The following is a 16,653-nucleotide window of genomic DNA, read 5'->3' as shown; positions in this document are numbered from 1 at the left end:
GGCTCTCTGGTATGATTGCCGGAGCAATGGCGAAGGTCCTTAAAATGGATGTGGGCTATGTTTTCATGTCTGACGCATGGCAAATTATGGAATTATCTCTTTGAAAAGAAATAGCTCAGACTCTGGTGCTGGTAGGGAAAATCTGTGGCCACCGGAGGCACGCTGGCTTCACGCCAGTATTGCTGTCGGTGTAACCATTCAACTGTTTTCCTCCTTATGGATGACACCCGATTGGCAACACGCAGATTATGCCAGTTTCACCCAGTTACTGTTCAGCTTTCATGCCTGGGTGGGTTTGACTACTGCACTTTTCCTGCTCTGGCAGTGGCTCTGGATTGCCACTTCCGCAAGGGTACGCCAGCAATTTTTTCCATTAATGGGTTCCTGGCAACCGGTTTTTAATGACCTTCGGTTACTTTTGCACGGAAAACTTCAATCTCCCGGCCCAGCTTCTGGACTTGCTGCCCTGATCCATGGGCTTGGTCTGCTTCTGGTCAGTTGGATGGCCCTTACCGGTATGGTAATTTTTTTCTTTTTACCCCAGGGAGGCACGCCCCCTGGAGCGGTGCTGCAAACTCTAATCCCTTTGCATAAAGCTTTGTCCAATCTGGTATGGGCTTACTGGATTGGGCATGTGGGGATGTTTAGTGTGCATTTGCTGCGCCGCGATCGCATTCTTGATATTTTCCGTCTGGGTAGTTAGTTGTTAACACTGGCGAACGGGTGCATGCATCAGTCACTGAATGGAGCGAGAAACTAAATGAAAAATGCAATGAAAATTTTACTGTGGGGATTATTCCCTGTTTCACTGGCGGCTTCAGCGGGTACGGCTGCCCAGGAAATAAATCTCAGCGTGCAACAAGCTTACCATGTGCCCAATACGCTCATGGTTGCGCAGTTGCAGGCCAGTGCAACCGGGCCAAATGCTGCAGATCTGGGGCAAAAAGTGAACGCAAAAATGCGTTGGGCCTTACAGCAGACGGGGAAAGCTGATCATGTCCAGGCGCAGACGATGAATTATCACACGCAACGTGATTATGTGGATGGTAAGCCCGATGGCTGGACCGTACAGCAGACTTTGCAGGTCAGCGCTCCACAATCCTCCCGGCTGGATCAGCTCCTGGGAGATTTACAATCCCGTCTGGAGCTGGTTTCCATGCAGGCTGCCCCTACTGAAAGTGCCCGTGAAAGCGCTGCAACAGCAGCAGCCCATCAGGCTATTCAGCGCTTTAAGCAGCGTGCGAATAACTTTTGCAAGGATTTTGGTTATGCGCAAAGCGTGCTGAATTCCGTACAGATTAATACGTTACGCAGTTCTCCCGGGCCAGTGATGATGATGGCGGCGCGTACTCCCGTGGCCAGTGCGCCCGGTGAATCGGCGATGTCTGTGGAGGTTTCCGGTTCAGTGCATTGTCTGAATGGACAGTGACAGACTTTCAGGGAGATGACGGTCTTGTAAAAACCGGATTGACGGCTGTATCTGCGCAGAAAGGAACAGGTTCTGACCAACGCACCCGACCTTCCTTCAGGCTGCACCAGCCGCTCAGAACGGCGCTCAATGCCCGGGGATAAATTTCGTGTTCGGCAGCAAGAACTCTTGCCGCCAGCCTGGCCGGGTCGTCATCCGTATGGACAGGTACGGCAGCCTGAATGATGACCGGGCCGGCGTCCAGTTCCGGGATGACAAAATGGACGCTGGCACCGTGCCAGCAGACACCTTGAGCGATGGCGCGGGCATGGGTATGCAGACCGGGAAAGGCGGGCAGCAGGGAAGGGTGAATGTTGACCAGCCGTCCCAGATAGTGTCCTACAAAAGTATCTGTCAGTTGCCGCATGAAACCGGCAAGTACCACCAGATCCGGAGCGTAGCGGTCAATCTGCTGCTGCAGCGCAGTATCAAACTCGGCGCGACTGGGAAAGTCACGATGGTCTGTGACTTCGGTGGGGATACCTGCTGCCTGAGCCATCATCAGTCCTGGGGCTTCGGCCCGATTGCTGATGACTGCGGCGATTTCCGCATCGGCTATTTGTCCGGTCTGACAGGCCCGCAGGATGCTTTGTAAATTGCTGCCGCGACCGGAAATCAGCAGCACCAGTTTTTTAGTCAAGAAAAACTACCCCGTTATCGGTCTGACGGAGGGCAAGCTGACCAATGACATACGCTTGCTCCCCGCTGGCCTGCAGGGATTCCAGAGCGTTTTGCCGGGATTCCCAGGGGACGATGGCGACCATGCCAATGCCGAGGTTGAATACCCGCCGCATTTCTTCGGTACTGACTTGACCTTGCTCCTGCAACCACTGAAACAGCGTAGGGATTTGCCAACTTTGGGGGTTGATGTGGGCGCTCAGCTGGGCGGGCAGGGAGCGCGGCAGGTTTTCAGTGAGGCCACCGCCGGTAATGTGAGCGAGAGCATGAACGCTGACGACCTTACGCAGATTCTGGATTGCCTGCACGTAAATCCGGGTGGGACGTAGCAGGAGTTCGACCAGGGCTTCGCCATTTAACTGAATATGCGCATGAGCACCACTGCGGACCAGAATTTCACGAATGAGGGAGTAGCCATTACTGTGGGCGCCGGATGAGGCGATGCCGATAAGGGCATCCCCTTCCTGACAGGCATCACTGCTCAATATTTCGTTTTTTTCGACGATGCCGACCGCGAAGCCCGCCAGGTCATAATGACCGCCGGGGTACATACCGGGCATTTCGGCGGTTTCGCCGCCCAGTAGGGCACAGCCCGCCTGACGGCAGCCTTCGGCAATTCCGGTGATGACGGCTTCGGCTACCGCCGTGTCCAGTTGTCCGCAGGCGTAGTAATCCAAAAACCAGAGGGGTTCAGCGCCGGAAACCAGGATGTCGTTGACACACATGGCTACCAGATCAATGCCAATCCCATCATGCTGCTGGGCTTCCAGGGCCAGCAGCAATTTGGTGCCGACGCCATCGGTTCCGGAAACCAGAACCGGTTCGCGATAACCGCTGGGCAATTCAAAAAGTCCACCAAAGCCACCGATGCCGCCCAGCACCCCGGGGCGGTGGGTGCTGCGGGCAAGGGGTTTGATCCGGTCAACCAGCGCATTTCCTGCGTCAATGTTGACTCCTGCACTGCGATAGCTAAGCGGTTTGAGGCTGTCCACAGCAAGTTCCTCCGTCAATTTCGGGTCATGTTATGAGGGGGGCTGGCTGCTGTCAAAAGAAAAGAGCGGCCAGGCCGCTCTTCACTCAGACGCCACAAGTCATGGGGCGTCAGGGTTACCCCGCTAATCGATCAGAAGCGCTTGAAAATCTGTCCGCTTTTGGCTGCCTGGAAGCGCGCTTCAATGACACTCCAGTTCATGTTTTTGTGGAGTGCTGCCAGGTAATCGCCGCGCCCCAGGGCTTTCCAGTCAACCATGTAGGCATGTTCAAACACGTCTACAATGACCAGAGGGACAAAGCCGCCAATGTTGCCATCTTCGTGTAACTGGACGAAATGGTTGTTGATCTGGCCGGTAGTCCCATCGTAATAGGCAATCGCCCAACCAATACTGCGGCTTTTGGCAGCAGCCATGAGGTCTTCGTGCCAGGCTTCGGCGCTGCCGAACTGTTCGGTGACGGCAGCCTTGAAACCGGGCGCTTGATCCATGCTGACGCCGGGTTTCATCTGGGCGAAGTAGTATTCATGCAAAACCATGCCATTGTATTCAAAACCAAAACGACGACGACGGTCGGCATAGGTCAGGGAAGCGGTTTTGCCAGCCGCACGCATTTCTTCCAGTTCTTTGTGCAGGGCATTACTCTGGTTGACATAGCCGGTGTACAAGCCCCAGTGATCGTTGATCTGGGCGTCGGAAATGCCGTCAAGACCGCTGGGCTTCAATTCTTCACGTACTTTATATTCAGACATTGCTTTACTCTCCTGCTGGTCGGTTGGGAATGAATCCCTGTGATTGTAGTCAGTGGCAGGGATGGCTGCAAACGACCTGCTGGTCGTCTGACGGTGCTGAAGCCTATTTGCAAGGTTTTATAGAGCAGGAAGGTAGATAAGAATCTGCTTGACAGCCAAGGGTCCCTTGCCTAGCTTCTGGAGTCATGCCAAGCCATGATAGTTTCCCCTGGGTAAGCCCTGAAGGCTTCCGATTTTTGTCGTTCAGGCGCTGCTGATGCTCGCCAATGGCCAGATGCGCTTGCCTTTGGGGTTGCGAAGTGGCGCAACGCTTGATGATTTTTGTCCAGAACCCAACACTGCGGCATTGAATGCCGTGCGGAGTCTGCTGGTACGGCCAGCACCCGTGTTTGTACTTTATTTGTATGGCCCGGGAGGGGTTGGTAAAAGCCATTTGTTACAGGGCGCTGCCCAAAGTGATGCGGGTTGGATACCTTATATTGAATGCGCCGAAATGATGCAGTCCTTTGTTGATCTGGCGCTCCCGGATACTTTTTCCAGTCTGGTGGATGCGCCTTTGGTCTGTCTGGATAATGTGGACGCCTGGGCCGGTCAGGTGGATCAAGAAAAATTTTTGTATGACCTTTACAATGAACGTTTTCATCGCGCCCGGCCCCTGTTAATGGCGGGTCGGGAAGCACCCCGGCAACTCGTCTGGACGCTGCCGGATTGGGCGAGCCGGTTCAGTGCCTGTGTGCCAATGGCTCTGCAATTACCCGATGATCTACAGCGGCTGCATATTTTACAGACCATGGCCCGGCGTCGCGGCTTACGCATGGACCGGGACGTTGCCCGGTATGTGCTACGCCATCAGTCGCGGGATATGGTCGTGCTGGAGTCCTTGCTGGAGATGCTGGATGCACGTAGCTGGGAGCAGCAGCGCCAACTGACCATTCCATTTATTCGTCATTGTCTGGACAGGGAGGCGTCTTCGTGAGCACCGATCAGAAAGAAGGCCAGCAGTGTTTTGGTAAAAAGGAAGATGGTCCGCGCCCACTGCCTCATGCCCATAGGGGATTTGTGCTTCGTTTTGGCTTTCGCTGGTATCGGGCCTGGCATGGCTTCTGGAAAGATGACTGCATTGATCGGGCTGGTCTGCTGTCCTATACGACTTTATTCGGTTTGATTCCGCTGGCAGTGCTGGTATTCAGTATGTGGAATCTGGTGGGTTTCAGCGTGTTGCATCGCACACAGGTGGATCGTCTGATATTGCGCAGCTTTGTTCCGCAGACGGGTTATACCATTCTTCATGAAGTGAATTTACTGGCCGCCAAGGGTGCCCAACTGGGATTGCTGGGGGTAATCGGTTTGTCGTTGACGGCTGTGTTTCTGCTGCACGCGGTAGAGCGGCATCTGAATGCCATCTGGGGAGTTGCACCCCATTGCTGGTGGTGCCGGGTTTTGCGTTATCTCGCCATGCTGGTCGTGGCGCCACTGAGTGTGGCCTTGCTCCTGCCCCTGCTGGGGCCTTTACAACCCTTGTTAAAATATCTGGGGCATATTCCCGTGCTGCCGCCGTTTTTCAGTCATATTCTGACTTTTTTGGTGGTGACGGTGATGATGCTGCTGCTCTACAAGATTCTGCCGGCGGCGGCGCCGCGCTGGCGTGATGCGCTGCTGGGGGGCATGACGGTAGCCTTTTTGTTTGAGCTGGACAAATTCGGGCTATCAACCTATTTGCGCTTCTCGACTTTTGAAACAGTTTACGGAGCGCTGGGCGCTTTTCCGGTGTTTCTGCTCTGGTTGTATATGGCCTGGGCCAGCATTTTATTCGGCGCGGAGATGGCTGAAGCGGGTGTTTATTCTGACCAGAACGCGCTCAACCCGGCTCATAAACCAGCCGCACCCGTGAAGACGGATAAATGACCGTTGAGAATTCTATGCCGACGCCGCTCGTATCGACGTTGACATTTTCGCAGACAAAAACGATTTCACCTTTTTCGACTTGCAGCAGCTCCCGCTCCTGGGGGCCGGACATGGCGGCCGAAATGGTGGAGCGCATGCGGGTATAATCCTGTATGCCATGCTGGCGCAGGGATTCAGTGATACCGCGTCCGGCGTGCAGATCATCCACCAGGGCCAGCAGGGCTTCCCCGAAAAAAAGATGTCTGGCAATGGAAATGGGCTCTTCACCGACCCGGCCAAGGGTTTTGATCATGGCAACCTGGGAATATTCCGGGAAGACGCCATATTGCTGAATGCGCGCCAATTCAGGCAGCTCGGCCAGATTCAGTATGGCCGCTTCGAGAATGTCATTTTTGCCGGGTTTATTGTACTTTTTGACCCATTCCGAAAAGCGCGGCCTTTCGACCAGTTCATAGTCAAACACATGCTTGGCAACAAAACTGCCGCGACCATGCTGTATGCGCACTTTGCCCATGGCCGCGAGTTCCTGCAGGGCGCGGCGCATGGTGTGGCGATTGACTCCGTAAGCCTTGGCCAGATCCGCCTCGCCGGGCAGTTTCTGGTTTTCGACAAGTTCACCGGAATCTATGCGGGCCTGCAGATCATCGACAATTTGTTTCCAGATGGTGATTCCGGGGACGAACTGCACTTTGCTGGTGCTGATCATGGGCGTTCCACCAAACCGATGAGGCTGTGCACACATTGTTTGATGGCCTCTTCCAGCAATCCATCATTACGGATGGTGGTCATGGGCAACTGCTCCGGCAGGGGAATGTGACGACGCAGGCGGTCGTTGATGGATGCAGCACTTTCACGATGGCGTTTTTCCAGGCGGCGGCGAATTTCCGAGGGCGAAGCGGTGATATATAAAACATGTCCACCATGTTCCGCAAGCAGGTCATTCAATACCGTGCGCGAAACATTGGCAATGATGATCTGCACAGCGGCGTTTTGGGGCTGCAATTCCGACCGGGGCAGACCGTAGGATAGCTGGTGCGCGTCCCAGGTTTTGGCAAAATTACCGGATTCAGTGTGCTGTCTGAATGCTTCGGCACTGATGTTGATTTCTCCAGCCTGTGGAGTATTGCGGGTAACCATTCGCCGGGCGAAATAGAAACGTGGGTCATTTTTCAGTATGGCTTCTGCGCCGCGAATGACGGAATCCTTGCCCGCACCGGAAGGACCTACTACCAGAACCAGCAGGGGCTTCATGATTTATTTTGCTGGGGGGTGGGTGTCGCCGGAGCGAGGGGCAGACGACGCAAAAGGGTGAAGGGTGCGTTCGGGTCTGTTTCACAGGCTAATGCGAGGCTCTGCAAGCGGCGTGGCCGCCAGGGGATGTCACCAAAATACTCTTTGGCGATTGTCAGCAAACGCGTGTCCGGTTGCTGGTCACTGAGCGTCATGTGAAAAACAAACTCCTCAAATACATAGGGATAGCCCCATCGTTCCAGGTATTCCCGGTGCCGGGGAAGCTTTAACTTCTGGCTTCTTGCCGCAATTTCCTCGTCAGTGTAGGGCCGCCGCCAGGGTTCCAGGTTGCGCACGCAGGCATCTGCCAATGCGTGCAGTTCAGGACAGGGCTGACTGAGCCGCAGGGCAACAAAGCCTTCATCCTGAACCAATTGCAGGGGAGGCAGGAAAAAAGCCGGGGTATCTGCAAGCTGTTGTTCCAGTGTTGCAATCAGATCGTCCAGCTTGCCCTGCAAGGGCATGGGGGCTTTGATGGTGGCATGGAAGCCATAACGACTGGCGCGTCGTGAAGCCTCTGCGAGGCCATAAATCGGGGGCCGTTGCCTGGCCTGCGCCGTTTCGGAGTCCCAACCCAACCAGTTGCAGCCGGCTGTCCATAGGGGATCGTCAGTTTCGGGCAGATAGTAAATGGCGACACGCATGGATTCAGGCAATTCTTTCACCGGCTTTCCAGGCTGCACGCAATAAAGGATGGTTGTCGAAATCGCGCACCCGGAGCAGGTCGCCGCGCATGCCGATTTGCAGCGCGCCACGATCTTCCAGCCCGAGCATGCGCGCCGGGGCGAGGCTGACCATTTGCACCGCTTCAGGGAGCTTGATCAGGCCCATGCGGGTCAGAGCAAAGGCCGCTTCCAGCATGGCGTGGGGGACGTAGTCCGAGGCGAGCACATCCACCAGTCCGGCGGCAACCAGATCGCGCACGGCGACATTGCCGGAATGGGAGCCACCGCGCACCACGTTGGGGGCACCTGCGACGGTGGCCATCCCCAGTTTTCTGGCTTCCTGTGCCGCTGCCAGGGTCACCGGGAATTCGGCAATGCGAATACCCTCTGCGGCGTTTCGGCGAACTTCTTCGGCGGTGCGGTCGTCATGGCTGGCTATCTGCAAACCCATCCCATGCAATTTTTCGAGAAGATAATGCCGGTTGATCTCACTATGGATTTCCCGACGCTGCTGGGCTTCCACAATCATCTGGTCCAGTTCGGCCTCGCTATATCCATCACCACGCCGTCCTTCGCGGAATTTGTCGAGATTGGCATGCTGGCCGACGCCGGGGGTGTGGTCCATGATGCTGATCATGTGAACGGGGGCTTGCGCCATTGCCGTTTCAAACAATTGTTGCATATTGGGTGTGGGGAGTTCACAGCGCAGATGCAGCACATGGTCGGAACGTAATAACCCTTGTTCATTCAGAAAAGTAAGATCTACGACCGCATCGCGAAGGGTCTGGATACGCTGGCTTTCAAAGCCGGCATCTCCGACACAGAGGGCATCTGCCACAGTGGTGATGCCTGCGGCCGCACACTGGCTGTCATGGGCCAGAAAAGCGGAACGGGAAGGCCAGCGCACGTTGCTGCGCGGCTGTACCTGGCGTTCGAGATTGTCGGTGTGCACATCCACCAGTCCGGGCAACAACCAGTCGCCCTGTCCGTCTTCACTGCCGGGTCGGGGATGCGGGTCTTCTTCCAGCGCTATGATTTTGCCGTTTTCATCCAGGGTCAGAGCGCCATGAACAATGCGATATTCCAGAACCATACGGAAATTACTGAAGGTCAGGGTTTTCATGGGACAGGCTCCGAAAAGGATGGGATGGAATATTGGCGATCAGCCACCTGAGCGATAAAGTCGGGGTCGTGAAATGCCGCCAGCACCGCCCGACCGGTTTTTTTGGCTTGAAGAATCTTGTTTTTGACCGCTGTGGCATTGCGACCATCCAGGGAAGCGGTCGGTTCATCGAGCAGAATCAGGGGGTGTTGACCGACAAAAGCTCTGGCCAGATTCACCCGTTGCTGTTCGCCCCCGGAAAAGGTGGCGGGAGGCAGGGCGTGCAGGTGTTGCGGCAGATTCAATTCCAGCAATATCTCAGTGGCGCGTTTCATGGCCGTTTGTGTATCGATGCCCTGATCGGTCAGCGGTTGCGCCACCAGCTCCAGGGTGGAGACTCTGGGAATGACCCGCAGAAACTGACTGGCATAAGCCATGACCTGTCGCCGCAACGCGATGATTTCGCGGGGGCTGCTTTGCAAAATATCCACCATACTCAGCCCGTTGCGCAGGCGGATGGCACCGGATTCTGCCCGATAATTCCCATATATTGTTCTCAGCAGGGATGATTTTCCACTACCTGAGGCGCCGACCAGCGCGACGCATTCACCGGCAGCAACGCTCAATTGTATATGGCGCAAAATAGGCAGATTCAAACCACCACGCAGATGCAACACAAATTTTTTGCTGAGCTTTTCAATTTCCAGAATATTCATGCCGGGAGCACCGAACTGACCAAAAGTTGGGTGTAAGGATGTTGCGGATCATCCAGCACCTGATCGGCCAGCCCTTCTTCGATGATTTCGCCCTGACGCATGACCGCAATGCGCTGGGCGAGGAGGCGGGCTACTGCCAGATCATGGGTAACCAGCACTACCGCCATATTTCCCGCAATAACCAGTTTGCGGAGCAGGTCCAGCAAGGCGGCCTGTACGGAAACATCCAGACCGCTGGTGGGTTCGTCCAGATAGAGCAGGGCGGGCTGACTGATGAGTGTGCGGGCAATCTGCAGGCGCTGCAACATGCCGCCAGAAAAAGTTTCGGGTAAATCATCCAGGCGGGTCGGATCAATTTCCACTTTTTGCAGCCAGTACAGGGCTTCCTCGCGCAATTGGCCATAATGGCGCAGGCCCATGATCATGCGTCTTTCAACGATATTGCCGCCGGCGCTGATTTCCATGCGCAGGGCATCGCGGGGATTCTGGCAGACAAAGCCCCAGGCCGTGCGTTGCAGATGCCGGAGTGCCTGTCTGCTGAGTGCAGAGACAGGACGCAGGCCCAGGTCCGGAGTGCTGGCCTGTATTGCGCCCTGAGTGGGCGACAAGCTGCCGTAAAGAAGATTCAGCAAAGTGGATTTGCCCGAACCGCTTTCGCCAACAATGGCCAGGATTTCGCCGGGATATAACTCCATGGATACATTGCGAACTACCGGCTGTTTGCCGTACTGAAAATGCAGATCGCGGACCATCAGGGCGGGTTGGGTGTTCACTTGCATGACGTTTTCCCGCAATAGTCGGTGTCAGAACAGACAAACTGTCTTTTGCCGCTGTCATCGAGAATGATTTCGTCCTTGTAGGAGCTGGTCGATCCACAGAGCGCACAGGGAGCTTGCGCCTGCAGCGGAGTAAAGGGGTAATCTTCAAAGGCCAGAGGCACGACACGAGTATAAGGAGGAACGGCGTAGAGGCGTTTTTCGCGCCCAGCACCAAAAAGTTGCAGGGCGGGATTCATGTGCATTTTCGGGACATCAAAAGCCGGAATGGGAGAGGGCGACATCAGGTACCGGTCATGCACCATGACGGGGTAATCATAGCCGATAGCCACGCGGCCATAGCGGGTAATGTGATCATAAAGCTGCAAGTACATCAGGCTGTAATCGGCCATGGCGTGCAAAATCCGGGTTTCCGTGCGGCGTGGTTCCAGCTTGAAGAGCGGCTCAGGCATGGGGACCTGATAGACGATGATCTGGTCGGCACGCAGTGCTGTTTCCGGGATCCGGTGGCGGGTCTGGATGATGCTGGCCTGTTGGGTGTCGGTCGTCGTGGCGATTCCGCCGGCTACGCTTTGGAAAAAATGGCGGATGGAAACGGCATTGGTGGTGTCATCGGCGCCCTGATCAATGACTTTGAGAATATCATCCTTCCCGATAATGGCGGCAGTTACCTGGATACCTCCGGTTCCCCAACCATAGGGCAGAGGCATTTCCCGGCTGGCAAAGGCAATCTGGTGACCGGGAATGGCAACGGCTTTGAGCAGGCTGCGGCGGATGGCCCGTTTACTGTTTTCATCGAGATAGGCAAAGTTATAGGGCATCATCGTGTTTTACCGTTGTGCCGGGCGATTGGGCGCGCAAAGCCCGTAATGTCGAAATTTCACTCTGAAAATCCACATGGTGGGGAAGCTTCAGATGTTCCACAAAACCGGTGGCTTCCACATTATCACAATGACTGAGCACGAATTCTTCATCCTGTGCGGGCGCTTCCACCTTTTCGCCAAGTTCCTGAGCGCGCAAGGCACGATCGAGCAATGCCATGGCGATGGCCTTGCGTTCATTGTGTCCGAAAACCAGTCCGTAGCCTCGGGTAAAGGTGGCCGTGTCCGGTGAGTCTCCCTGAAACTGGTTGATCATCTGGCATTCTGTCATTTCTATGCTGCCGATGCAGAGGCTGAAGCCCAGTTCTGGCGGGCAGATTTCGACTTTGACGGAGCCATGGCTTAATTCGGCAATAAAGGGATGGTTTTGCCCATAGCCGCGTTGGGTAGAGTAGGCCATGCCGAGCACAAAACCTTCATCCGCCCGCGCCAATGTCTGCAGGCGCTGGGCACGACTGGCAGGAAAACCGGGCGGAATTTGGGTGATGTCCCGATTTTCGGCATCTGCTGCTTCGGTAGAGCTTTTTTCAATCAGACCTTCTGTTTCGAGAAGATCCATGACGCTGGTTTTGTTCAGTGTGGCTTTTGGATGGATGCCGGAGGTGGCGCAGGAAGCTTCCGCTTCGTCCTGCGCGGGCAGATTCTGGAAATAACCGAGCAGACGATGGGAGTAATCATAGGTGGCTCCGAGTTGCTGGCCGCCGGGAACGTCCTTGAAGGCAGCAGATATATGTCTTTGCAAATGGGCCTGGCCAAGATTGAGGGGAACTGAATCCAGAAAACGACTTAATGTGGCGCGGTAGGCGCGGACGATAAATACCGCCTCGATACTGTCGCCCTGCGCTTGCAGAAGGGCTTTTGCGGCAATATCCCGGTCGTACAGCGAGGCTTCGGCCATGATGCGATCAATGCTCAGATGCAGGTGCCGGGCGATTTGTGCCTGCAGGTCGTCAGGATCTGGGGCATTTCTTTCGGCAACCAGCTGATGGGCGGCGTGAATGGCCTGGGCACCCCCTTTGGCGGCTACATAGGACATGACTTAATTCTCCCTGTCTGCATGAATGCTGATGGAGCGGGGCAGGCAAAGACATGCATTCCCGCAGCATAAAATCAGATCTATCCCGCGAGGATAAAGGCCCTGCTGCTTATGCCAGAAGTTCACGAATCCGGGTGCGAGCCGGGGGGCGGCTGTCCGGCTGCTGGCAATGCCGGGACCAGTCAACTGCAGAGGCGCTCCATCGCTCAGGCTGTCCAGCTCCAGAATCAGGGTGGCGCCTTTTTCCGGTTCTTCTTCACTGCCAATATTCAGCAAGTTTTGATCCCAATCCCAGTGCTTACCCGTGCCAAGGGCAAATACAGCTTGTTCTGGTGAACTGATGGGGACCCGACAGTGCCTGAGCAGCCAGGGCGCTACAGATTCCGGCATCTGGAAAACGCTGATCGGACTGGCACCATCCAGCAGGCTCAGGCAAATAGCCGCACAGGCAGGAGATAAGGGGGCTGAAGACAGTCTGTCAGACCATTCTGCTGTGTCGAACGCAAAAGTTTTACCGGGTGCGGACATGGCATTTAACAGGGTTCTGAAAACCTGCTGATTTTGCCCGCTGTTCATGCGCGCATGTTTTCCATGCTGAAAAACTGAACCTGGGTACGCTGCATTTTATCCACGACTGCCTGTTCATTGCGCAGGCGTTTTTGTTGCAAGGGCTGGATTGCCCGATGCCACAGATCTTGAAAACGGGCGGAATCTTGCAGCAAGGCATCCCAACGGGCGGCCCACAATGCTCTTTCAGTTTCCTGCCCCAATATCCAGGAATATCCGGTATGGCCTTGGGTATCCTCCACCATACAGCGGGTGATGCTGCATTCTCCCACCGGAAAAGGTGACCCGTTTCCGGCAATGCGTCCGTAAATCATGATGCTGCCAAGTTCCGGGCCTGCCAATATCTGATAATTTGGCCAGCTTTTAACCATGGCTGAAATCATCTGGATATCCTCCAGGCTGGCTACCGCCAGTTCCCGCATCCAGTCTGGGCGTTGTGCTACTGAATGCGTGAGGGGTGTGGGGCTGTTGGGCATATCCATCTTGATCTTGTATAGATGACTGGATCATAACAGGCATAAGCTTGGCCGGCAATGACTATGCTGCAGGTTGCAGAGCAGCTTCAGGGTCTGTTTCGCTGATTTCCTCCAGGCTACGATTTCCGGGTTCCAGGTTACGACCCAGGATCATGGTTACGATCAACCCGATGAGCGCTGTAAAAGCCAGTATCAACATAAGCCAGCCATCACCGACTGCGGCATGTACCGACGGCAGAAGGAAAACAGAAGTAGCTGCAGCAACGCGTGAGCATGCGGTAGCCAGACCATGTGCCGAAGCACGCAAATCGGTGGGAAACAATTCCACCGGTAAAAACCAGGTGGTGGATCCAGGCCCAAAATTATTGAAGAAGGTATAACCAAACAAGGTGATGGCCAGTAACCAGAGGGGCGGTTGTGCGACCAGCGCCACCAGCCCAAGCGTGCCTAAAAACAGCACATCCAGAGCAAAGCCAATATTCTGGGGCAAAAGACGACCAATTTTGCGGGTGGTCAAGGCCAGAAGTGCAATTCCACCCAGCGCAACCAGATCAAAAATGACGTTCCACAGGAGGGCTGCGGTATGCGAATGCACGCCAAAACTGCCCAGCAGGGTAGGCAGATAAATAATCAGACCATATCCACTGATATCCATCATCATCCAGGGAATCAATATCAATAAGGTCCGGCGCATCCAGGCGGGTTGAAACAGGGTTGCCCATGCGCGAATGGGTTGCTCATCCTGTTTCTGGGCAGCAATTGCCGCATGCAGTGCCTGACTGTCGGCTTCCGGAGAAATTTGGCGCAGAACCCGTAAGGCGTCCTGTGGACGGTTGTGGGCCATATACCAGCGCGGGGTTTCCGGGAGATTGCGGCGTAACCAGAGGACAGCAAGGGCAGGTAAGGCACCACTGATGAACATCCAGCGCCAGGCTTCAGGGCCGGTTTGCAAAAGCAGCAATCCGATAACAGCGGAAACAGCCGCCCCAATCATCCATAGGGTAAAAGCCCAGGAAAGGCCACTGCCCCGTTGCATTTTAGGCATGAATTCGGCGATGTAGCTGGAGCTCAAAGGGTAATCCATACCGACGCCAATACCCAATATGAAGCGCAATATGATAAGGGAGCTGACATCCCAGGCGAAGCCGGAAAGAATGGCGGCAATAAAAAATGTCGCTACATCGATCAAATAAAGGATTTTGCGACCATAGCGGTCGGCAATACGGCCGCCAATCAGCCCGCCCAGAGCCGCCCCCGCGAGAGTGGCGGCGCCCAACAGACCGGTCTGAACGGCCCCCAGATGCCATTGCGGTTTGAGGAGCAACAAGGCCACGGCAATGATGGAAAGATCATAACCATCCAGAAAAATTCCGAGCCCCGCCGCTATGACAATGCGCCGATGCTGGGAATTGATTTTGAGGTTATCGAAGTGGATGTGGATGAGTTGCATGGAGAAACTCCGTTTCCATAGGATGTGGACAAATCCATCGGCCCTGCTTTATTAATGCAGGATGCAAGGTCGATGGCATGTCTACAGCAATTATTTAATAATGTTTAATCTAAAAAGATGCCGTAATGGAAGCGTAAACTGCACGTGGGGTTCCCGGGCTGGCAAGGATACTACCCGCGCTGCCTGCACCATAATTACCGCCGGCAGAAACATATCCCTGTACGTTGTATTTGCGATTGAGTAGATTATCCAACATTAACGAAATCCGCATGATTTTTAGTCCAGGAATGTCATGATCAAACATGGTTGTTCTCGCGGATAAAGATAAATTCACAAGATTGACAGCTGAAAATGGTAACTGCAGTGTGGTTGGAGAGGCAGTAATATCACTGGAGAGATATGTGGCAGACTGATAATTGTCCAACGCTCTGATGCTCCATAAGGTTTGATCAGCATACATGCGATAACCTAGTCCAAAGTTGATGTTATATGTAGGAAGACCCGTTACCCTAGCACCATTTACTGCCTGTCCGGCGGCATCAACTGTATTTTCTGTGCCATGGAGAATGCTTCCCAATAATCGCGCGTTGAAGCCTAGATTATGACCATAAGCTAATAAAAAGTTTAGTCCGTTGATTGTTTAATTCGCAGGTTCAACAATGATATTTTGTGATTCTGCTTGAGTGATTTGAACTGCCAGATTACTGAGTTTCTGGTGAACAAATGAAACTTGACCTTCCAATGGACCTTGCGCATATTTCAATCCTGCCATATAAAAATTAATTTTTGCTGGTTGAGTAGGGGCAATAACTGGATGTGAAGCGCCTTCACCGTAGGCACTATCGATTTGAGTCTGATAGTTTTGTGACCATGTAGCAAAAGCGTGTAATGCAGGAGTAATTGTGGCATTAACGGCCACGCTAGGTGCGATTTTAGTGAAATTGGCAGTATCGCCAGCCACAGTGGGAAAGTCACCGATTGTGTCATTAGGAAATAAATCGGCGGAAGAGACTGATGTGACATTATTAATAGAAATATGATAATTTATAAGATTCAATCCTGGTGTTATGGTCAGAAAAGAAACCGGTGTTATTTTGTCTTGCAAAAATGCGCTTGCCGCACTCCAATGATCGTGATCATCTCGATAATAGACAGGACTATTACTCCCTAGTTCATGTCCGGGAATAAATGAAGCATAGCCTGCAAACGAAGAGTCATAGGTGGTTTGCTGATAATACCCGCCTACATCAATTTTGTTCCATGGAAGATTTATAGTGAAGTCACCCCGATAACCAAAATTTCCAGATGAGGTAGGATAATATTCAGTATCTAGTTTTGGAGCCATCACATAGCTGTCAACACGGACCTTAAGCCTGTTCCCTGCGCGATACCATACTGCGTTATGAAATTTGACATTACTTGACAGGTCGGTAGTCAGTTTCAGATAGCCGAGATAGGTGAGATATTTCTCATGTTTACGCCAGAGATTGCTCGATGGTGTATAGTAAAAACCCGAAGTAACCTGACTTAAGGCCGGACCTTCCACACCATTACCATTCACTGATCCGCCTGCAAATGGATAAACTGGAATCAAATGAGGGCGATTTTCTTCTGTATGATTAAAATAAAAACCCGCTGAAAACTTCCCGCTCTGGTATTTCTTTTGCGTCTTGACAAAGATGGCGGAGCTTTCGGATGGCCCTGTAAGTGAAGGACTGATCCGTGCCTGTCCGGTTCTGGTGTAGCCCCCAGCTATATAAGTTTTCCAGCCATCTATCGCACCAGTAGAAATGCCTGTACTAGCAGGCTCCTCGCTACTTGGAGTGGATACGAGGGTACGGTAGTCTTAGGGCATTGCTGATCTAGGGAAGGTTAATGATGGACGAAGACAAGCTGTTTACC

20 protein-coding genes are annotated in these 16,653 nt (G+C 53.8%); 4 read left to right on the top strand and 16 right to left on the bottom strand.

Annotated elements, in window-relative coordinates; all coding sequences use genetic code 11:
* The first annotated feature begins 100 nt into the window (after nt 1-100).
* Together H7F08_RS10975 and H7F08_RS10970 are read left to right on the top strand one after the other, a co-directional pair.
* The gene (locus tag H7F08_RS10975) at nt 101-703 is read left to right on the top strand and encodes a cytochrome b/b6 domain-containing protein (RefSeq protein WP_193640567.1); all 603 of its coding nucleotides are present in this window, start codon (nt 101-103) and stop codon (nt 701-703) included.
* 69 nt (nt 704-772) lie between these two features.
* Nucleotides 773-1,429 (top strand): SIMPL domain-containing protein, encoded by a 657-nt coding sequence (locus H7F08_RS10970; RefSeq protein ID WP_157999031.1) that lies wholly within the window; start codon nt 773-775, stop codon nt 1,427-1,429.
* Between the two features lie 7 nt (nt 1,430-1,436).
* Here the strand turns inward: H7F08_RS10970 and purN are convergent, their stop codons facing one another.
* The 3 genes from purN to H7F08_RS10955 all read right to left on the bottom strand — a co-directional run bounded on the left by purN (nt 1,437) and on the right by H7F08_RS10955 (nt 3,887).
* Complete coding sequence (gene purN / locus H7F08_RS10965) at nt 1,437-2,108, bottom strand: phosphoribosylglycinamide formyltransferase (RefSeq protein WP_193640566.1); 672 nt, start codon at nt 2,106-2,108, stop codon at nt 1,437-1,439.
* Nucleotides 2,101-3,138, bottom strand: coding sequence for a phosphoribosylformylglycinamidine cyclo-ligase (purM, locus tag H7F08_RS10960; RefSeq protein ID WP_193640565.1), 1,038 nt, complete (start codon nt 3,136-3,138; stop codon nt 2,101-2,103). The genes purN and purM overlap by 8 nt, the downstream gene beginning before the upstream one ends.
* 131 nt (nt 3,139-3,269) lie before the next feature.
* Nucleotides 3,270-3,887, bottom strand: coding sequence for a superoxide dismutase (locus tag H7F08_RS10955; RefSeq protein WP_075322685.1), 618 nt, complete (start codon nt 3,885-3,887; stop codon nt 3,270-3,272).
* A 256-nt stretch (nt 3,888-4,143) separates the two neighbouring features.
* Between H7F08_RS10955 and hda the strand changes: the two genes are divergently transcribed.
* Nucleotides 4,144-4,863, top strand: a complete 720-nt coding sequence (gene hda, locus H7F08_RS10950) for a DnaA regulatory inactivator Hda (protein WP_024894999.1) — start codon at nt 4,144-4,146, stop codon at nt 4,861-4,863.
* Nucleotides 4,860-5,792, top strand: coding sequence for a YihY/virulence factor BrkB family protein (locus H7F08_RS10945; RefSeq protein ID WP_024894998.1), 933 nt, complete (start codon nt 4,860-4,862; stop codon nt 5,790-5,792). The genes hda and H7F08_RS10945 overlap by 4 nt, the downstream gene beginning before the upstream one ends.
* On the opposite strand, the gene phnF is transcribed toward H7F08_RS10945, so the two are convergent.
* The 13 genes from phnF to H7F08_RS15505 form a co-directional block, all read right to left on the bottom strand.
* Complete coding sequence (gene phnF / locus H7F08_RS10940; protein ID WP_024894997.1) at nt 5,746-6,498, bottom strand: phosphonate metabolism transcriptional regulator PhnF; 753 nt, start codon at nt 6,496-6,498, stop codon at nt 5,746-5,748. The genes H7F08_RS10945 and phnF overlap by 47 nt on opposite strands.
* The gene (locus tag H7F08_RS10935) at nt 6,495-7,043 is read right to left on the bottom strand and encodes a hypothetical protein (protein WP_024894996.1); all 549 of its coding nucleotides are present in this window, start codon (nt 7,041-7,043) and stop codon (nt 6,495-6,497) included. Before H7F08_RS10935 ends, phnF begins: the two co-directional genes overlap by 4 nt.
* A complete protein-coding gene (locus tag H7F08_RS10930) occupies nt 7,040-7,747 on the bottom strand; it encodes a DUF1045 domain-containing protein (RefSeq protein WP_235180117.1) in 708 nt (235 codons plus the stop codon). Before H7F08_RS10930 ends, H7F08_RS10935 begins: the two co-directional genes overlap by 4 nt.
* The gene (locus H7F08_RS10925) at nt 7,731-8,870 is read right to left on the bottom strand and encodes an alpha-D-ribose 1-methylphosphonate 5-triphosphate diphosphatase (protein WP_024894994.1); all 1,140 of its coding nucleotides are present in this window, start codon (nt 8,868-8,870) and stop codon (nt 7,731-7,733) included. The genes H7F08_RS10930 and H7F08_RS10925 overlap by 17 nt, the downstream gene beginning before the upstream one ends.
* Entirely contained in the window at nt 8,867-9,565 is a 699-nt protein-coding gene (gene phnL / locus H7F08_RS10920; protein ID WP_024894993.1) for a phosphonate C-P lyase system protein PhnL, read from the bottom strand. The genes H7F08_RS10925 and phnL overlap by 4 nt, the downstream gene beginning before the upstream one ends.
* The gene (locus tag H7F08_RS10915; RefSeq protein WP_193640564.1) at nt 9,562-10,344 is read right to left on the bottom strand and encodes an ATP-binding cassette domain-containing protein; all 783 of its coding nucleotides are present in this window, start codon (nt 10,342-10,344) and stop codon (nt 9,562-9,564) included. Before H7F08_RS10915 ends, phnL begins: the two co-directional genes overlap by 4 nt.
* Nucleotides 10,335-11,165: an alpha-D-ribose 1-methylphosphonate 5-phosphate C-P-lyase PhnJ gene (locus H7F08_RS10910; protein WP_010639146.1), complete on the bottom strand. Its 831-nt coding sequence runs from the start codon at nt 11,163-11,165 to the stop codon at nt 10,335-10,337. Before H7F08_RS10910 ends, H7F08_RS10915 begins: the two co-directional genes overlap by 10 nt.
* Nucleotides 11,152-12,258: a carbon-phosphorus lyase complex subunit PhnI gene (locus H7F08_RS10905; protein WP_193640563.1), complete on the bottom strand. Its 1,107-nt coding sequence runs from the start codon at nt 12,256-12,258 to the stop codon at nt 11,152-11,154. Before H7F08_RS10905 ends, H7F08_RS10910 begins: the two co-directional genes overlap by 14 nt.
* A 3-nt stretch (nt 12,259-12,261) precedes the next feature.
* Nucleotides 12,262-12,834 carry a phosphonate C-P lyase system protein PhnH gene (gene phnH, locus H7F08_RS10900; RefSeq protein WP_024894989.1) on the bottom strand — a complete coding sequence of 191 codons (573 nt, stop codon included), beginning with the start codon at nt 12,832-12,834 and terminating at the stop codon, nt 12,262-12,264.
* Nucleotides 12,831-13,307 carry a phosphonate C-P lyase system protein PhnG gene (gene phnG, locus H7F08_RS10895; protein WP_024894988.1) on the bottom strand — a complete coding sequence of 159 codons (477 nt, stop codon included), beginning with the start codon at nt 13,305-13,307 and terminating at the stop codon, nt 12,831-12,833. Before phnG ends, phnH begins: the two co-directional genes overlap by 4 nt.
* Before the next feature lie 55 nt (nt 13,308-13,362).
* Nucleotides 13,363-14,751, bottom strand: a complete 1,389-nt coding sequence (locus tag H7F08_RS10890; RefSeq protein WP_193640562.1) for an MFS transporter — start codon at nt 14,749-14,751, stop codon at nt 13,363-13,365.
* Between the two features lie 109 nt (nt 14,752-14,860).
* Nucleotides 14,861-15,328, bottom strand: coding sequence for a TonB-dependent receptor (locus H7F08_RS15510; RefSeq protein WP_226842624.1), 468 nt, complete (start codon nt 15,326-15,328; stop codon nt 14,861-14,863).
* A 63-nt stretch (nt 15,329-15,391) separates the two neighbouring features.
* Nucleotides 15,392-16,312, bottom strand: coding sequence for a TonB-dependent receptor (locus H7F08_RS15505; RefSeq protein WP_227487860.1), 921 nt, complete (start codon nt 16,310-16,312; stop codon nt 15,392-15,394).
* Between the last annotated feature and the right edge of the window lie 341 nt (nt 16,313-16,653).

It is taken from the genome of Acidithiobacillus sp. HP-11 (genome assembly GCF_015100075.1).
GTDB classification, from domain to species: Bacteria; Pseudomonadota; Gammaproteobacteria; order Acidithiobacillales; family Acidithiobacillaceae; genus Acidithiobacillus; species Acidithiobacillus thiooxidans.
The sequence above is the reverse complement of the archived record's forward strand: the minus strand, read 5'-3'. Positions and strand labels throughout refer to the sequence as shown.

Bases quoted from the DNA above. Each gene is read 5' to 3' on its own strand.
- H7F08_RS10970 (WP_157999031.1), top strand. From the start codon at position 773: ATGAAAATTTTACTGTGGGGATTATTCCCTGTTTCACTGGCGGCTTCA.
- H7F08_RS10955 (WP_075322685.1), bottom strand. From the start codon at position 3,887: ATGTCTGAATATAAAGTACGTGAAGAATTGAAGCCCAGCGGTCTTGAC.
- hda (WP_024894999.1), top strand. From the start codon at position 4,144: ATGCTCGCCAATGGCCAGATGCGCTTGCCTTTGGGGTTGCGAAGTGGC.
- phnF (WP_024894997.1), bottom strand. From the start codon at position 6,498: ATGATCAGCACCAGCAAAGTGCAGTTCGTCCCCGGAATCACCATCTGG.
- H7F08_RS10935 (WP_024894996.1), bottom strand. From the start codon at position 7,043: ATGAAGCCCCTGCTGGTTCTGGTAGTAGGTCCTTCCGGTGCGGGCAAG.
- H7F08_RS10925 (WP_024894994.1), bottom strand. From the start codon at position 8,870: ATGAAAACCCTGACCTTCAGTAATTTCCGTATGGTTCTGGAATATCGC.
- phnL (WP_024894993.1), bottom strand. From the start codon at position 9,565: ATGAATATTCTGGAAATTGAAAAGCTCAGCAAAAAATTTGTGTTGCAT.
- H7F08_RS10915 (WP_193640564.1), bottom strand. From the start codon at position 10,344: ATGCAAGTGAACACCCAACCCGCCCTGATGGTCCGCGATCTGCATTTT.
- H7F08_RS10910 (WP_010639146.1), bottom strand. From the start codon at position 11,165: ATGATGCCCTATAACTTTGCCTATCTCGATGAAAACAGTAAACGGGCC.
- H7F08_RS10905 (WP_193640563.1), bottom strand. From the start codon at position 12,258: ATGTCCTATGTAGCCGCCAAAGGGGGTGCCCAGGCCATTCACGCCGCC.
- phnH (WP_024894989.1), bottom strand. From the start codon at position 12,834: ATGAACAGCGGGCAAAATCAGCAGGTTTTCAGAACCCTGTTAAATGCC.
- phnG (WP_024894988.1), bottom strand. From the start codon at position 13,307: ATGGATATGCCCAACAGCCCCACACCCCTCACGCATTCAGTAGCACAA.
- H7F08_RS10890 (WP_193640562.1), bottom strand. From the start codon at position 14,751: ATGCAACTCATCCACATCCACTTCGATAACCTCAAAATCAATTCCCAG.